Source organism: Woeseia oceani (assembly GCF_001677435.1).
Classification (GTDB): Bacteria; Pseudomonadota; Gammaproteobacteria; order Steroidobacterales; family Woeseiaceae; genus Woeseia; species Woeseia oceani.
Map to the genome: position 1 here is coordinate 1,226,569 of NZ_CP016268.1, position 14,717 is coordinate 1,241,285.

Sequence of the window (14,717 nt, forward strand, 5' to 3'; positions counted from 1 at the left end):
CAGGGCCACTCTCGATACGGCAGCTAAATAGTTGAAGTGATCTCACCCAGCTTGCGGGTCAGCAGCGGGTTCTCCCGGTAATCGATGGGAATAACCAGCAGGCTCGGTCCCTGTTCATCCAGTGCGGTGCGCAGCGTGCCTTCGAGGTCGGCACTGTTGCTGACAAAGTGGCCGTGCCAGCCAAACGACGCGGCAAGCGTCAACCAGTCGGGATTGCCAAATGACAAATCCGTGTGCGTGCCGAACTCGGTGTCCTGCTTCCAGGAAATCAATCCGTAACCACCGTCTGCCCAGACCATCACGACGATATTGCTGTTGAGACGTTTCGCCGTTTCCATTTCCTGCACGTTCATCAGGAAGCCGGCGTCGCCGCAGATCGCGAGCACTTTGCGGTCCGGCTGCACGATATGCGCGGCGATCGCGCCCGGCAAGGCAAAGCCCATCGAACAAAAGCCGTTGGGTATCAGGCAGGTGTTGGGCTCGTGGCATTGGTAATGGCGGGCAATCCACATTTTGTGTGCACCGACGTCGGACAAGAGAATGTCGTGCGGCCCCATTGCATTGCGGGCATCCCATAATGCTTTTTGCGGGCGAATCGAGCCTTCCGTGACGTCGTCCTTGTGCTCGGCAAAATCGGCGGCCATGGCCGTGCGGCAGCGCGCTTGCGCGGCAAGATCGAAATCGAGTGCTTTTTCTTTTGCAACGCGTTCGTTCAGCATCCAGAGCGCGTGGGCCAGATCGCCGATGACTTCGACCTGTGGGTTGTAGTGCGCGTCGATTTCGGCCGCGAGAAAGTCAGCATGAATGATCGGCTTGTCACCGTTCGGATTCCAGAGCTGCGGGTGATACTCCACCATGTCAAAGCCAAGCGTGATGACGAGATCGGCGTCATCGACGGCGAGCGATACCCGGTCCTTGCTGCCCAGACCAATTGTGTACAGGCAGTAATCCGCGTCCATGTCGACGCAACCCTTGGCCATAAACGTGCTGACGACACCGATACCGGTTTGCTCACAGAACAGTCGCAGCTGCTTGCTGGCCCGACGACGAATGCAGCCGTTGCCCGCGATGATGATCGGCCGTTTGGCCTTTTTGAGCATGTCGAAGGCACGATCAATTATCTTGTCGTCGGGTACTGAACGACGAAAGCGCCGCGGCTTCATCGGTGGGAGGCTCGATTGTTCCTTGGCGATGTCTTCTGGCAATTCGATGTGCACTGCACCGGGCTTTTCCGTGCGTGCGAGCCGTACGGCTTTGCGCACGATCTCGGGAATCGTGTCAGGGTGCAATATACTCGTGGCCCATTTGGTCACCGGTTCGAACAGGCTCACGACATCCATGATCTGGTGCGACTCTTTGTGCAAGCGTTTCGTGGAGCCCTGGCCGGTCAGCGCGAGCAACGGCGCGCGATCCATGTTGGCATCGGCTACGCCAGTGATGAGGTTGGTTGCGCCGGGACCCAGCGTGCTGAGCGCGCCCGCCGGGTTGCCGGTCAGCCGGCCGTAGACTTCGGCCATGAAGGCCGCGCCTTGTTCATGCCGGGTAAGTACGAAGCGAATTCTTGTCGATTGCTCAAGCGACATCATGAAGTCGGCGTTTTCCTCGCCGGGTACACCGAACACGTATTCGATGCCTTCTTCTTCCAGGCACTTGACCAGCAGGTCGGAAGCTTTCATGGGCACATCCTGTCGTCAGTTCTGGGCCATACTACTGCGAACCGAAGGTCGCTGGCAGTGCTTTCCCTGTTCGCAGAGCGCAACGGCTCCTGCCGTGTGTAACGGGCTTGTATTCCTGCCGGTGGTTTGGAGAATACGGCAATCGCGCTGCAGGGATGCGGATTGCCAGCGGGTATCCGTTGCGACTACAACCGAGGCTGATTGATCAGAGGATGCCAATGCCGTCAGGGAAGAGGAGCGACCGACCAGGACTGATCGTCATGCCAGTTCTGCTGTGTGCCATGCCGCTGGCGGATACGCTGGCTCAACAACCGCAAGCCATCGAAGAAATCCAGGTAACCGCAAGCCGTCGGCCCTTGGCCACCAGCAAGGTGTCTGCGGCAGTGACCGTGGTTGCCTCCCGGGATATCGCCATGCAGAAACTCGCGACTGATTCGCTGGCGTCGCAGCTCGGTGTGTTTTTGCAGCAAACCACGGTGGGGCAGGGCGCGCCGATTATTCGCGGCATGAAAGGCTCGGAAGTCCTGCACCTGGTGGATGGCCTGCGGCTCAACAATGCGATTTTTCGCAATGCACCGACCCAGTACCTTTCGCTGATCGCGCCCGGTTCCATCGAGCGCATGGAAGTCGTGCGTGGTTCGCCGACCTCTTTGTACGGCAGCGATGCGGTTGGCGGTGTCATTCAGGTGATTTCCCGGTTGCCGCAGTTTGAGGGTGACCGCATGCAATGGCGTCGTGAGTTCAGCATCGCTGCGGATACGGCCGAGCAGAGCCGCTCGGCGCGGCTTTCGGTGGATGGCGGGACGCGCCGCTCGGCCGGTTTGCTCAGCGTCGCCTGGCAGGAAGCCGGTAATCGGCGGATCGGCGGCGGGGAGCGTATAGCGCCAAGTTCGTTCGAATCCTACAGTTTGCGCGGTGCCTGGCAGCTGCGACCGGCAGACGATCGCAGCTGGTTGTTTGACGCGCAATTCACCCGGCAGCCGGAAACGCCGCGGGTTGATGAGATGGTTCCGGGTTTCGGCCAAACCGAACCGTCATCCGCGGAATTTTATTTCGAGCCGAACGCGCGGCACTTCGCGCACCTCCGGCATACCCGGGACAATGGCCTGTGGTCATCCGACTGGACCATCGACCTTGGCTGGCAGCGCATAGACGATGATCGCCGCAACCGGGACTTCGGCTCAGACCAGCGTCGTTTTGAAGAGAACAGCAGTGACCTGTTCGGATTGTCCGTCAATGCAAGCCGCGAGTTCGGCAACGCTTCCTGGGTGTACGGTGCCGAGCTCTACCACGACGAAGTACGCAGCGCGCGGCTGGAACGCGATATCAACACGGGTGACGTGACGGTGCTGCAATCCCGCTTCCCGGATGGCGCCAAAGTGGATCAGGCCGCGGTGTTTGCCAACGTCTCCCACGATGCAGGCACGCGACACACGCTGTCAGGTGGACTGCGCTTCAGCCAGGTGGACATAGACCTGCCAGCGACCACGCTTTCGCCGGCTGCGGCGATTGGCATCAACGACTTCAGTGCCGATACCGGCTGGGTATTCCGGCTGAACGACAGTACCCGCATCGCAGCGAACATAGGTTACGGCTTCCGCGCGCCGAACGTATTTGACCTGGGTACGCTGGGAGACAGGCCGGGCAATCGTTTCAATATTCCGAATCCGACGCTGGAGTCGGAGCGGGTGTTGCAGTACGACATCGGTCTGCGCCGGCAAACCGATAACTGGTCAGCAGAGCTGGTTGTTTATCAGCTGGACTACACGGACCGCATACAGTCCATGCTGACCGGTGAGGTAACTACTGACGGGCGTGAGATCGTGCAAAGCCGCAATATCGGTCGCGCTGAAGTCTACGGGTTTGAGGCCGGATTGAACTGGCACCCGGCGGGCGCGTTGTCGGCAGAGTTTCTGCTGAATCACACCCGCGGTGAACAACGGGAAAGTGACGGCAGCGTGGTGGCGGGTGATCGAATGCCGCCATTGAACGGTCGCGCAAGCGTGTATTGGGAAATCAACGATGCCTTCACGCTGAAGAGTTCGCTGGTCTTCGCCGATGCGCAACGCCGCCTGAGCCCGCGCGATGTGGGTGATACGCGGATCAACCCATTCGGCACTGATGGCTGGAGTACGGCCGGCGTGGCCATCACCTGGCGTCGCGACCCAATCTGGACTATTGATGCCGGTGTCGAAAACGTACTGGATGAAAACTACCGCGTGCACGGCTCCGGTATCGACGCGCCGGGCATCAATGTCTTCCTGAATGCGAATGCCGTTTGGTAGTGCTTGAGGGGCGCTGAACCGCTGTTGTTCGTTCAGATATCGAGGTCACGAAAGACGATCGGGCCCATGTTAGCCGGTTTTGCTGCGCGGCAGCCAGCATAGAACGAGCGAATCTCAGCCATGACCTCTTCTGTCGGCCGGCTGGACATGAGTTGCGGCCCGATGCCGGCGCATTTTTTCTCGTAATCAACAAATGTCATGATGATGGGCACGTCGGCCGCGCGCGCAATACGCAGGAACCCTGTTCGCCAGTAAGGTCGCCACTTGCGGGTGCCTTCGGGCGCCAAGGCCAGCAAGAACTCGTCGTTCTCCGCAAACAGCGCAACCAGCCGGTCGACGTTGGCACCTTGTTTGCCGCGTTCGACGGGTATCGCGCCGAGTCGGGTGAGGACTGCACCCAGCGGCCACCAGAACAGCGTGTGTTTGGCGAAAAACCGCAAGCGGATGCCGAGTGCGATCTTGCAAACAATCAGCCAGAAGCCGTCCCAGTTCGAGGTATGGGGCGCGGCAATCAGCACGGCTTTCTTCGTTGCCGGGATTTCGCCGACCAGGGTCCAGCCAGAAACTCGCAGCACGGCTTTCGCCAAGCGTTGCATCATCAGATTTACTCAAGGTGGTCAGCGACGCCGTGCGCAATGGCGTCTGTGAATACCCGAGCGTAATGGCAGCCGCGCGTTGACGCAAAGGCCAGGCTCAAAGTTCGTGATCCAGGTCGGCAAAATCGTGCCTATGTTGGCTTTGAGCGAGCAGGGGGTACCGAACTACAGTGGCCAGTGTTCGCTACGGCAGCGCTTCGGCGTGAAAGGTGCGAACAGTCCCATCATGAACAGCGCAATACGCCCGCCCATCGTGGGTTTGCCGGTTTCGACCAGTGCCTTGAGGTTCGTGGTGATGAACGTGCCGCCTTGCGTCATGTACTTCTCGGACTTACTGCCGGCCGCAACGTTTTCATTGATCAACGTGAACTCGGTGCCGCCATCGACTTCCTTCAGGCGGTAGCGAACCACACACGGTGGGTCATCAAGGGACGTGAACCTGAAGGTGTGTGCATAGCGGTAGGGTGGTTCGAACTCCAGTACTTCGCCGACAACCGAGGTGTACTTGCCATCTTTAGAACGCATTCGTACAGGCGCGCCTTCTTTCAGCCCCGATGTATCGCAGACCGAGTTGAAGAAGAACGGCAGGATGGCGTCGGTGCGGGTCAGTTCAGCCCAAACCTTGTGGATTGGCGCACGTATGGTCACGCGAAAGAACGTCTGGTCAGCATTGGCTTCCGTGTCCTCCGGCATGGCCGGAGAAGTGGCTTGGCTGGATGGCTCGTTCATGTTGGCTCCCCTTTAAGCGATGTTGGTCAGGCCCGTTCGTAAGCTTTTTTCAGCCAGGCCTTGAGTTCTGCATTCACTTCGCTTTTTTTGGTCAGGCGGACGCGGTGACTGACCATGGCGTTGAAACTGCCGGAATTTTCCAGACGGCCGCTGGCGGGCTCACCTTTCAGATTGATGCCAAGGTCCACGCGATCTTTGGTCGAGGCTTGAATCAGTGCGAACTGTTTCTTGCGCCGGTAACTCACGCAGGTTTTTTTCGGTGAAATTTCCACGTCCTTGCCCAACTTGCTGACCATGGCAGTGACCGCGTCGTAAATGGGCTTCAAGCCGGCTTTGGCAGCGGCGTATTGCGCGCTGATCAGGTCATCAATGTCGCTACTGCTGCCTTTCGCCAGGTGCTTGTGTGCAATGAGATTGGCAAAGCCGTGACCAATCCCGAATTCTTTTTTCAGCTGCGTGACTATCTGACCGTGTTTCTCCAGGCCGGTCTTGTCGACTATCTTCAGCCACTCGGCCAGCGGCTTGCCGGTTTTCTCCGGCATGTTTGCGATCATGGATTGGGCCATTTCTTCGGGTGATTTCGGCATGGTCTACCCCCGGGTCAGGATGCTCCTTCAAGACGGTACTTGAAGGCGGTCAGTTTGCCGGCCCAAAGCGAGCTGAATTCGCTGGTCCAGCGTTCGTGAATCATCTGGATAGGTACCGTGTTGAAATACAGGCAACGGTGCCGACCCTTTTTCTCCGAGATCAGCAAGCCCGCTGTCTCTAGAATATTGAGGTGTTTCATAACGGCAATACGGCTGACGTCGAAATGCCGGCAGACGTCGGCCACGCTGCAGCCAGGCTGGTCGCGCACGATATCGAGCATCTCGCGCCGCGCCGCTGAGGCCAGTGCCTGGAATACCTTGTCCATTGATTCGGGCTTCATAAGTAACCAATAGGTTACCTAATTTCCGATGTCTGTCAAGCGTGAATTCCCGGGCTTGGATCAACGGCTTGTCATTCTGCTAGAGTCGATGCCTCGTTCGGCAATGAACGCCCGGGGGAAAGCATGCGAAGCGCATCAATCAGTTTGGTATGGCTGTTGCTGGCGGCGTGCGGCGCTGAAGCACCGCAAAATACAGTGGCGGTTGATAATGAGCAGGTACAGAACCGCGGCGCCAACAAGGACAATTGGTGGGATGCGTTGCCGCGCAAGGAGTGGTCGGCATTTGCTCGCGTGCCGCAGGAGCAGGACTGGTTCGAAGTGTACAGCGTCTCCGACGGGGTCTACGCGATCTACGAACCGGGACAGTTTGAAGAAGTCATTTCGTTCCTGATTGTCGGTGACGAACGCGCCCTGCTGTTCGACACCGGTCTCGGTATCGGCGACATGCGCAAGGTCGTGGAAGGACTGACTGAGCTCGACATCGTTGTTCTTAACTCGCACACCCATTACGACCACACAGGTGGCAATTATCAGTTCGATACGGTGTACGCGACGGCGACGGATTACTCGCGAAAACGTTCGGCTGGCAGCGCACCGGAGGACGTAGCCGGATTTTTTACCGAGGGCTGGGTCTGGAAGCCGTTGCCGGAAGGCCTGGACGTGAATACTTTTCGCTCCGAGCCGTTCGCCATCAGCAAGACAGTGGCCGATGGTGAGTTGATCGAACTGGGCGGGCGCACCCTGGAAGTGGTGATGGTGCCCGGCCATGCGCCGGATGCGTTGTGCCTGCTCGACCGCGAAAACCGCATCATTTTCACCGGCGATACTTTCTACCTCGCGTCGTTGTATACCCACCTCGAGGGTTCTGATTTCGATGCTTACGCGACGAGCGCCGCGAAGCTTGCAGCACTGGCAGATGCATACGACCTGGCGTTTACAGCCCACAACGTGCCGGTCGTAGACGGCGCTTACCTCACAGCCATGCATGCTGCGTTTCGCGCGATTCAATCGGGTGCTATCGATGAGTTCACCGTCACTGACGGTAATCGGGAATATTTCTTCGACGGCTTTTCCATCATCGTAAAAGGCACCAGTCCCGATTAGTGCTGCGGCGACTGCGGTTGCCGGCCCGTTGTCTGCGAGCGGTGGTTAAACATAATCGTTGCAACGCACGGGCTGGCCGGCGTTACGCCAAAGCACGGCGGTTGCCTTGTCAACGAACTCCGCGTCTGCGCGTTATTCCCTGCAACAGGTCAGTAAACCGATTCAAGCAGGGAGTACAACCATGATAAGAAACGCACGCAATCCTCGACGACCGCTGGTCGCCAGCGCTATCACGCTGTTGCTGTCCGCGAGCTTTTTGCTCGCCACTGGCGCAGCCTCCGCAGACACCGGCGATACAGTGGAAAACCGCCTCGATAAACGCGGTGACAGAATAGAGCGGCGTCTCGATAAGAAGGGTGACCGCATCGACAATCGCCTGGACAAGAAAGGCGACCGGATAAACTCGCGCCTTGATCGCGCCTCAGAGAAAGCGGCCGCAAACGGCAATGACAAAGCGGCGCGTCATCTGGACCGACGTGGCAATCGCATCGACAACAAGCTGGACCGGCGGGGCGATCGGCTTGATCGCAAACTGGATAAGCGAGGCAGTCGTATTGACGGCCGGCTGGATCGCCGCGGTCAGCGGATCAACCGACGCAATTGATAGTTACCGTGAGCAAGAGGCCGCCAGCTGTCGGGCTGGCGGCTTTTGTTATGCGTCGTCGTCACTCGTCAGCAGGTCGGCCCAGCGTTTGACGAACGCTTCGCCTTTATAGGAGGGCAGCTTGTAGAGCCAGCCTTGCGCACGCTCGTTGATCTCTGCGGCCAATGCCGCAGCGGTAGCACGTTCGTTCGCAGACGCCTGTTCTTCGGCGTCAGCACTTGCTGCATCACCATCGCTGTCCGTGGCTTCCTCGCTCGTCGCGGGTTCGACAACACTGGCGGCAAACGCAAACCAGTCTTCGTCGTCGAGCAGGTAATGCCGCGCGGTAACGGTAAGCCCCGTCGTGCTGGTCAGGATCGTGGTTGTGTCCGCTTCGATATCGGCAGGGGCGGGTTGCACGTCGTCCAGTCGCAGGGCTTGCAATGCGTTGCCGATACTGTTGGTGGCCGACGGGGAGGTGAGCTCACGGCCTTCCGGCAAGTTGTCCGGCGCCAGCGTACCGTCCGTACGGGTGAATGACAGTTGTTCGCCATCAGCATGTTCGATCCGTACCGCGTGAATGTCGATCGAGCGAATATCGATGAGGTTGTCGTCCAGCCACTCGGTAGCCGCGGCCGGAATATCAGGGTCGCGGTCGATCAGCCACGACTGATTGTCGTCAGTCATTCGTACGTAGCGATAGTCTGCCTGTACCGGATTGCCCGCTATGAGCGAAACCGGCGTGAATGCTTCGCCTGACGCTCCCTTGAGTTCAATCGTGGTGCCTTCGCCATCGCTGGCAAGGCCAAGCTGTTCATGGCGTTCCGGATTGGCGGTTTTCGCTTCCAGACGACGTGCTTCTGCGAGGTCCAGCAGCGCGCCGCGCAATTTCACAGCATCAGCCGGGTAGTTGCTTTTCTCAACGACCACCCAGCGCTCATCGGCACGTTCGATGGTGACCGTGTTGTCTCCTTGCCGGACAGTGAGGCTGTGCAATTGATTGAGCTGCGACTTGAGCTCGGGCAGCATCAATGCCGATGAACTGCCATTCGTTGTCGATGTGCCTGTCTGCAAAATGATCGCGGCAACAACCAGCAGCCCTGCTGCTATTGCGAGTTTCTTAACCGTAGCTGTGCGCATTACCGTGCCCTCCCTTTGCGACGCGCAACCCCCAGCAGTGCAATCAGGGTGATCAGGAATGGCACCAGGCCGATGTTGATGACTTTCAGCGTAGTGCCCAGCCGTTCAATGCTGCGGTCCAGGTCGCGCCGAACGGCACGCAGGTCGCGGCGAATCTGGCTGCGCTGGTCGATGAACCGGTCGATCTCCTGCTGTTGTTCATCACTTAACAACAGGTTGCCACTGTCTTCCCGGCTTGCCTGCAGTTCGCCCAGGCGCCGTTCCGTTTCGGACAGTTCATTTTGCAAGCGTTGTTCAGTTTCCCGGTAGCGTGCATCGGCTTGTACGCGCAGTTCTTCAACGCGGGTAAATGGCCGCGCGAACGTGCCGCGACTGCGTACGGCTATAAGATCGGAGCTGCCACTAAGGCTTTCCAGGGCATTCACGACGAATGCGCCATTGCCGGCGAATGCGTTGGCGATCTGCTGACCAAAGAAGCTCTGGATCTGTACCCACAGCCGGTCACTCAGCATGTCCACGTCAGCGACTACGATCAGGTTCACGTCCTCACTGGACTCCATCAGCTGGGTTGCAGAGGGCTCCGGCGCTTCATCGTCAGCCGCTTGCGGAGGCCCATCGGGAAACGCCGTCTTTAATTTTCCGCTCAGGCGCGCGCCGATGATTCGTGAATTGCCATCGGCCGCGAAACCGTCTTGCAGGGTGGCCGGGTCGGGCAGGTAGCTGAATCGTGCCGAGGTCGCAGTCGATGAATTGCGACTGCTGGAAATCAGCGGTTCCATTGTCAGTGCACTGTCGTCGCTGACAGTCAGGTGACCTGCGAGCGCGAGATTGAGCGTGCCGATGTCCGCAACGGTTACATCATCGTTGTTCAGTTGCGCGTCGGAAATGCCGAGGTACGCAAAGTGCCGGACTGGCGCGCCACCCGGGCCGCCCGATAATTGCAACGCCAGTTGCGCATCGGTGACAACGTCACTGCTGGAGTAGTTGATGCCCCAGGCTTTGAACAGGGTGGGCAGATCAGAGCTCTGGCCCTGCATGGGCATGCCGGCAGGCATCCCGGCGGGAGTTTCCGGCTGGTCCAGTTCAGCCACCGGGTCGACAAAGATTAACGCTTTGCCACCGGCAAGTACGAACTGGTCAATGGCGTACTGGGTTGCTTCGTCAAGCGCTTTCGGTTGCACGATCCACAACACGCCGATGTCGTCGTCGATGCTGGCAAACGAGGTGCCGAGATTGCGGGTCTCGAACAGCTGGCCGGCTTGTTGCCAGACCATCCACGGGCGGGCCATCTGGCCGCTCGCGGGATCGAAGCCGCCGGTCATGGGTATACCGGAAACCAGGCCGATAACCGGGCGCGCCGGTTCAGCCAGCGTACTCAGCAAACGTGCAATGTCGTACTCCAGAAATTCTTCTTTGTCCGGCTGGAAAAACGCGATGGTCTCCTGATCATCCACACTGTTGGTTCCAGCCAGCCCGAAGTAAACGGCATCCGGCGTATTCGGCAACTGCACAGCCTGCAAGCCGAATTGTGCGGCGCGGTCTTCTTCTTCAGAGAAGGGCTGCGGGTCGATGACCTGCAAACGAACCTTGTCGCCGGCGATGCTGGCTATCTCCGTGAGCATCTCGCGTACCCGCTGCGCATAGCTGCGCAATGCCGGAATGTTTTCGGTTGCACTGTCGGAGTAATAGAAATACAGGTTTATCGGTTCGTCGATTTTGTCGACGATGCGGCGGGTGCCATCGGAGAGTGTGTAAAGGTTGTTTTCGGTAAGGTCTATGCGCCAGCCGCGGAACAACTCATTGCTGAGAATGACTGCAGCAATAAACGCGACAGCGAGCAAGACCAGGCTGGATGCATTGATACGTCGTTGTGATGTCGTAGTCATGGTCAGTCTGCCTGCTTCCATTGCAGGATGATCGTGTTGGCATACAGGAAACCGCCAATCAGCAGCGCGAAATAACTGAGATCGCGGATATCAATAACGCCCTTGCTGATGCTCGCAAAGTGCGTCAGAAAACTGAGGCTCGCGATTGCGTCGACTACCGCTTGTGGTGCCCAGCCAGAGAACAGATCGAGCACCAGCGGAAACCCGGACAAGAGAAAGCCGAAGCAGACAACGACAGTAATAATGAAAGCAATGACCTGATTGCGGGTGGTCGCGGAAATACAGGCACCGATGGCCAGAAAGCCACCAGCCATCAGCAGGCTGCCAAGGTAGGCAGCGAGTATTGCGCCGTTGTCCGGGTCGCCCAGGTAATTGACTGTCAGCCAGATGGGGAAGGTCAGTACGAGGGCGATGCCGGCGAACAGCCAGGCAGCAAGGAATTTGCCGAGGACGGCCTGCCAGGGCGTCAACGGTAACGTCATGAGCAGCTCGATACTGCCGGACTTGCGTTCTTCTGCCCACAAACGCATTGAAATGGCGGGTACCAGAAACAGGTACAGCCAGGGATGGTAGTTGAAGAACGGTGCCAGGTCGGCTTGGCCGCGTTCGTAGAAACCGCCGAGGTAGAAAGTGAATGCGCCCATGAGTACGAGAAAGATAACGATGAATACGTAGGCGACCGGCGTTGCGAAATACGCGTTCAGTTCGCGGCGCATCAACGCGCGAATGAGATCGATTTGTTGGCTCACGCTTCTGCACCTCCCGTGATCTGGCGAAATACATCGTCGAGGCGACCGGCTTCCAGTTGCAGGCTGGCCACGGCCCACTCTTGTTGTTCAACCATGCTGGCGATGGCACGCAGGCTTATAGAGCCGTCATGGCCTGCGGCAGTCAGTGCGGTGACCGCCTTTTGCTTACTGTGACTTTCTACGCTCGCAACGCTGTCCAGTTTCCTGATAGCGGCAGCTACCGGTTCCACGTCTTGCTCACGCGCAAGCGTCAATTGCACGGCGTTGTGGTATTTGGAACGGGCCGCAAGCGCAGCAGGCGTGTCGTCGGCGAGAATTTTGCCCTGTGCAATGATGATGGCCCGACTGCACACCGCTTCGACTTCTTCGAGTATGTGCGTGGAGATAACGATCAGTTTGTCGCGCGCCATGGATTGAATCAGCGAACGCACTTCGTGTTTCTGATTAGGGTCGAGGCCGTCCGTCGGTTCGTCGAGTATCAGCACGTCGGGGTCGTGCAGGATCGCTTGTGCAAGTCCAACACGACGCTTGAAGCCTTTCGACAGAGTGTCGATTGACTGGTGCAGAACGTCTTCGAGGTGCAGGTCAGCGATCACTTCGGTCAGCCGCGTTTCGCGCTGCTCGCCGCGCAGGCCGCGCATGTCAGCGACGAAGTTCAGAAAGGACGCCGGTGTCATTTCCGGGTAGCTGGGAGCGCCTTCCGGCAGATAGCCCAGATTCTGTCGGGCGCGGATGGCGTCTCGTTCGACGTCATGACCACACACGGCAGCCCGGCCGCCGCTCGGCGTGACGAAGCCTGTGATCATTTTCATTGTGGTCGATTTGCCCGCACCGTTCGGGCCGAGAAAACCGAGTACCTCGCCGGGCTCGCAGGTAAAACTCAGGTCATCAACGACGGCGCGTTGGCCGTAGTGTTTGCTCAGATGTTCAATCTCAATCATCGCTGCTGAATTGACTCCCCATGGCAAATTGCGCTGCACTTTTTAGCAAAAAGAAAATGCGTCATCAAGATGTCAGGAGCAGCCAGAAACCGTGCATTCCTGCCGCGGTCTGGCGGACTGAATTCAGTGCCGAACGGCGCGGCGGCCAGCGGTTGCCGAGCGCTCCCGCTGACCAGGCGGTGACTCACGCATTGCCTCGGACCGTGGTGCAGCGCAGAAGTTCTGTACCGTGGGTTGGTGTACCGCGTGCCAGACGCTGAGCACTGCAGTAACCCCGGAGCGGCACTCCGGGGCCGGTTCGCCGTGTCAGGTGAAACGCCGGTCAGCAGTCAGCTAGTCGCGGTCGAGTGGCAAGTCATTCACGACGCGTGACTGGCCGCGATTTCGCGGATCCGACGCAGGGACCAGCACTTCGGCATCGCGCCAGATAACCTGCATGTCGCCGAATTCCCACTGATGCGGGATGGCTTTGTAGCCGACATCGCCAAGCGCGGAGATTGTTTCGTCCGGCAACGGCCGACCGGGGCTGTAGGTGATTTCGTCCGGCGGCAGCAGTTGGTGGTGGAAGCGGGTCGCGCCGACCGCCTGTTCGGGTGTCATGCCGAAATCGACAATATTGACGATGGTCTGGAACACCGAAGTGAAGATTGTCGTTCCGCCGGGCGTGCCGACCACCATTTCCACGTTGCCGTCTTTCAGCAACAGCGTTGGTGACATTGACGAAAGCATGCGCTTGCCGGGTTGTATTTCATTGGCGGTATTGCCTGTGACCCCGTACGTGTTCGGTACACCGGCTTTGACACTGAAGTCATCCATCTCGTCATTGAGCAGGAAGCCGGCTCCCTCTACAACCACACCACTGCCGAAACCTATGTTCAGTGTGTAGGTATTGGATACCGCGTTGCCCCACTGGTCGAGTACGGAGTAGTGCGTTGTGTCGGGTGACTCCAGGCCGGGCCCTGCCGCGTCGACGGTTGATATGGCGTGCGGGTTAACCTCCTGCGCGCGCATGGCGATGTAGTCGTCTGACAGCAGTTCGTCCATGCGGTTATCAACGTAGTCCGGGTCGCCGAGGTACTCGGCACGGTCGGCAAACACCCGTTTCTCGATTTCTGCGACCAGGTGTATGTATTGCGGCGAGTTGTGCGCGAGTCCGTCGAACTGATCAGCAAGGTAATCCTTGATTTTCAGCAACTGGATCACGGCGAAACCGCCGGAGCTGGGCGGTGGCGCTGACAGTAATTCGTAGCCGCGCCAGTTGGAACGCAGTGGTTCTCGCCAAACGGCTTTGTAACGGTCAAGGTCGGCCATGGTGATCAGGCCGTCGCCGCGTAGCATTTCGGCAACCAGCAGTTCGGCCGTCTTGCCGCGGTAGAAATCGTCGGGGCCCTGTTCTGCTATTCGTCTCAAAGTAGCCGCGAGTTCCGGTTGCCGGAACATTTCGCCTGCCACCATCTTGCCGAAGTACTTGCTGAAGTTGGTCTTGTCACCAAACCAGCCGTCCATGGTTTTCATGCCGCTGCCCAGCGATTCGGCAACAACAAAGCCGTCTTCTGCGAGAGCCACGGCGGGCATGATCAGGTCTTTCCACGGCAATGTGCCGTAGCGCTTGTGTGCTTCCCACATGCCGGCAACGGTACCGGGCACACCGACGGCACGGTGGCCGACCAGGCTCGCGCCTTCAATGACGTCACCGTTCTCGTCCAGGTACATGTCACGATGGGCGGCCAGCGGCGCTGTTTCCCGGTAATCAACAAAACTGGCTTTGCCATCCATCTGGATAAGCATGAACCCGCCGCCGCCGATATTGCCCGCTTCGGGGTAGGTTACCGCCAGTGCAAAACCGGCAGCTACGGCGGCATCGACCGCGTTGCCTCCTGCCCGCAGAATGTCTTCGGCCACTTGCGCGCCGTATTGATCCGGCATGGCGACCGCCGCGCTGCCGCTGGTAACGGCGGCTGTCTCTGCGGCAGGAGCGGTGCTGGTTGTCGGTGTTTCGCCGGGTGAGCAGGCGATTAACAGCAGACTGAATAGCAGGGTCAGGTACTGGTGCAGACGTTGCATGGCCACTCCAAAGGACTCCGGATAGTCGGCATTCTG

The 14,717-nt window shown here is 58.8% G+C and carries 13 protein-coding genes; 3 read left to right on the forward strand and 10 right to left on the reverse strand.

The genetic code is table 11. The annotated features are described in order from the left end of the window. Nucleotides 1-23 precede the first annotated feature (23 nt). Nucleotides 24-1,676: an acetolactate synthase large subunit gene (locus tag BA177_RS05345; RefSeq protein ID WP_068613838.1), complete on the reverse strand. Its 1,653-nt coding sequence runs from the start codon at nt 1,674-1,676 to the stop codon at nt 24-26. A 260-nt stretch (nt 1,677-1,936) separates the two neighbouring features. On the opposite strand from BA177_RS05345, the gene BA177_RS05350 reads away from it, so the two are divergent. Then, complete coding sequence (locus tag BA177_RS05350) at nt 1,937-3,961, forward strand: TonB-dependent receptor (RefSeq protein ID WP_068613843.1); 2,025 nt, start codon at nt 1,937-1,939, stop codon at nt 3,959-3,961. 32 nt (nt 3,962-3,993) lie between these two features. Here the strand turns inward: BA177_RS05350 and BA177_RS05355 are convergent, their stop codons facing one another. The 4 genes from BA177_RS05355 to BA177_RS05370 form a co-directional block, all read right to left on the reverse strand. After that, a complete protein-coding gene (locus tag BA177_RS05355; RefSeq protein WP_068613846.1) occupies nt 3,994-4,560 on the reverse strand; it encodes a 1-acyl-sn-glycerol-3-phosphate acyltransferase in 567 nt (188 codons plus the stop codon). 162 nt (nt 4,561-4,722) lie between these two features. Beyond that, the gene (locus BA177_RS05360) at nt 4,723-5,286 is read right to left on the reverse strand and encodes an SRPBCC domain-containing protein (protein ID WP_082989889.1); all 564 of its coding nucleotides are present in this window, start codon (nt 5,284-5,286) and stop codon (nt 4,723-4,725) included. A 26-nt stretch (nt 5,287-5,312) separates the two neighbouring features. Then, the gene (locus BA177_RS05365) at nt 5,313-5,873 is read right to left on the reverse strand and encodes a DUF4287 domain-containing protein (protein ID WP_068613852.1); all 561 of its coding nucleotides are present in this window, start codon (nt 5,871-5,873) and stop codon (nt 5,313-5,315) included. A 14-nt stretch (nt 5,874-5,887) separates the two neighbouring features. Then, on the reverse strand, nt 5,888-6,214 hold the full coding sequence (locus tag BA177_RS05370) for an ArsR/SmtB family transcription factor (RefSeq protein WP_197493349.1): 327 nt from the start codon (nt 6,212-6,214) through the stop codon (nt 5,888-5,890). Nucleotides 6,215-6,337: 123 nt separating this feature from the next. On the opposite strand from BA177_RS05370, the gene BA177_RS05375 reads away from it, so the two are divergent. Both BA177_RS05375 and BA177_RS05380 read left to right on the forward strand, forming a co-directional pair. Beyond that, entirely contained in the window at nt 6,338-7,318 is a 981-nt protein-coding gene (locus tag BA177_RS05375) for an MBL fold metallo-hydrolase (RefSeq protein ID WP_068613856.1), read from the forward strand. A gap of 181 nt (nt 7,319-7,499) precedes the next feature. Next, entirely contained in the window at nt 7,500-7,922 is a 423-nt protein-coding gene (locus BA177_RS05380) for a hypothetical protein (RefSeq protein ID WP_068618945.1), read from the forward strand. 48 nt (nt 7,923-7,970) lie between these two features. Here BA177_RS05380 and BA177_RS05385 read toward each other — a convergent pair whose 3' ends face one another. The 5 genes from BA177_RS05385 to ggt form a co-directional block, all read right to left on the reverse strand. Continuing rightward, nucleotides 7,971-9,041: a DUF4340 domain-containing protein gene (locus BA177_RS05385; protein ID WP_068613859.1), complete on the reverse strand. Its 1,071-nt coding sequence runs from the start codon at nt 9,039-9,041 to the stop codon at nt 7,971-7,973. Further along, nucleotides 9,041-10,927, reverse strand: coding sequence for a Gldg family protein (locus BA177_RS05390; protein ID WP_068618947.1), 1,887 nt, complete (start codon nt 10,925-10,927; stop codon nt 9,041-9,043). Before BA177_RS05390 ends, BA177_RS05385 begins: the two co-directional genes overlap by 1 nt. 2 nt (nt 10,928-10,929) lie before the next feature. Then, on the reverse strand, nt 10,930-11,664 hold the full coding sequence (locus BA177_RS05395; protein WP_408068430.1) for an ABC transporter permease: 735 nt from the start codon (nt 11,662-11,664) through the stop codon (nt 10,930-10,932). A gap of 8 nt (nt 11,665-11,672) precedes the next feature. Then, nucleotides 11,673-12,617: an ABC transporter ATP-binding protein gene (locus tag BA177_RS05400; RefSeq protein WP_068613863.1), complete on the reverse strand. Its 945-nt coding sequence runs from the start codon at nt 12,615-12,617 to the stop codon at nt 11,673-11,675. A gap of 333 nt (nt 12,618-12,950) precedes the next feature. Further along, nucleotides 12,951-14,681, reverse strand: a complete 1,731-nt coding sequence (gene ggt, locus BA177_RS05405; protein ID WP_082989891.1) for a gamma-glutamyltransferase — start codon at nt 14,679-14,681, stop codon at nt 12,951-12,953. Between the last annotated feature and the right edge of the window lie 36 nt (nt 14,682-14,717).

Excerpts from the sequence above, each read along its gene's own strand:
- BA177_RS05355 (WP_068613846.1), bottom strand. The coding sequence starts at position 4,560 with ATGATGCAACGCTTGGCGAAAGCCGTGCTGCGAGTTTCTGGCTGGACC.
- BA177_RS05365 (WP_068613852.1), bottom strand. The coding sequence starts at position 5,873 with ATGCCGAAATCACCCGAAGAAATGGCCCAATCCATGATCGCAAACATG.
- BA177_RS05370 (WP_197493349.1), bottom strand. The coding sequence starts at position 6,214 with ATGAAGCCCGAATCAATGGACAAGGTATTCCAGGCACTGGCCTCAGCG.
- BA177_RS05345 (WP_068613838.1), bottom strand. The coding sequence starts at position 1,676 with ATGAAAGCTTCCGACCTGCTGGTCAAGTGCCTGGAAGAAGAAGGCATC.
- BA177_RS05400 (WP_068613863.1), bottom strand. The coding sequence starts at position 12,617 with ATGATTGAGATTGAACATCTGAGCAAACACTACGGCCAACGCGCCGTC.
- ggt (WP_082989891.1), bottom strand. The coding sequence starts at position 14,681 with ATGCAACGTCTGCACCAGTACCTGACCCTGCTATTCAGTCTGCTGTTA.
- BA177_RS05350 (WP_068613843.1), top strand. The coding sequence starts at position 1,937 with ATGCCAGTTCTGCTGTGTGCCATGCCGCTGGCGGATACGCTGGCTCAA.
- BA177_RS05360 (WP_082989889.1), bottom strand. The coding sequence starts at position 5,286 with ATGAACGAGCCATCCAGCCAAGCCACTTCTCCGGCCATGCCGGAGGAC.
- BA177_RS05390 (WP_068618947.1), bottom strand. The coding sequence starts at position 10,927 with ATGACTACGACATCACAACGACGTATCAATGCATCCAGCCTGGTCTTG.
- BA177_RS05385 (WP_068613859.1), bottom strand. The coding sequence starts at position 9,041 with ATGCGCACAGCTACGGTTAAGAAACTCGCAATAGCAGCAGGGCTGCTG.
- BA177_RS05375 (WP_068613856.1), top strand. The coding sequence starts at position 6,338 with ATGCGAAGCGCATCAATCAGTTTGGTATGGCTGTTGCTGGCGGCGTGC.
- BA177_RS05380 (WP_068618945.1), top strand. The coding sequence starts at position 7,500 with ATGATAAGAAACGCACGCAATCCTCGACGACCGCTGGTCGCCAGCGCT.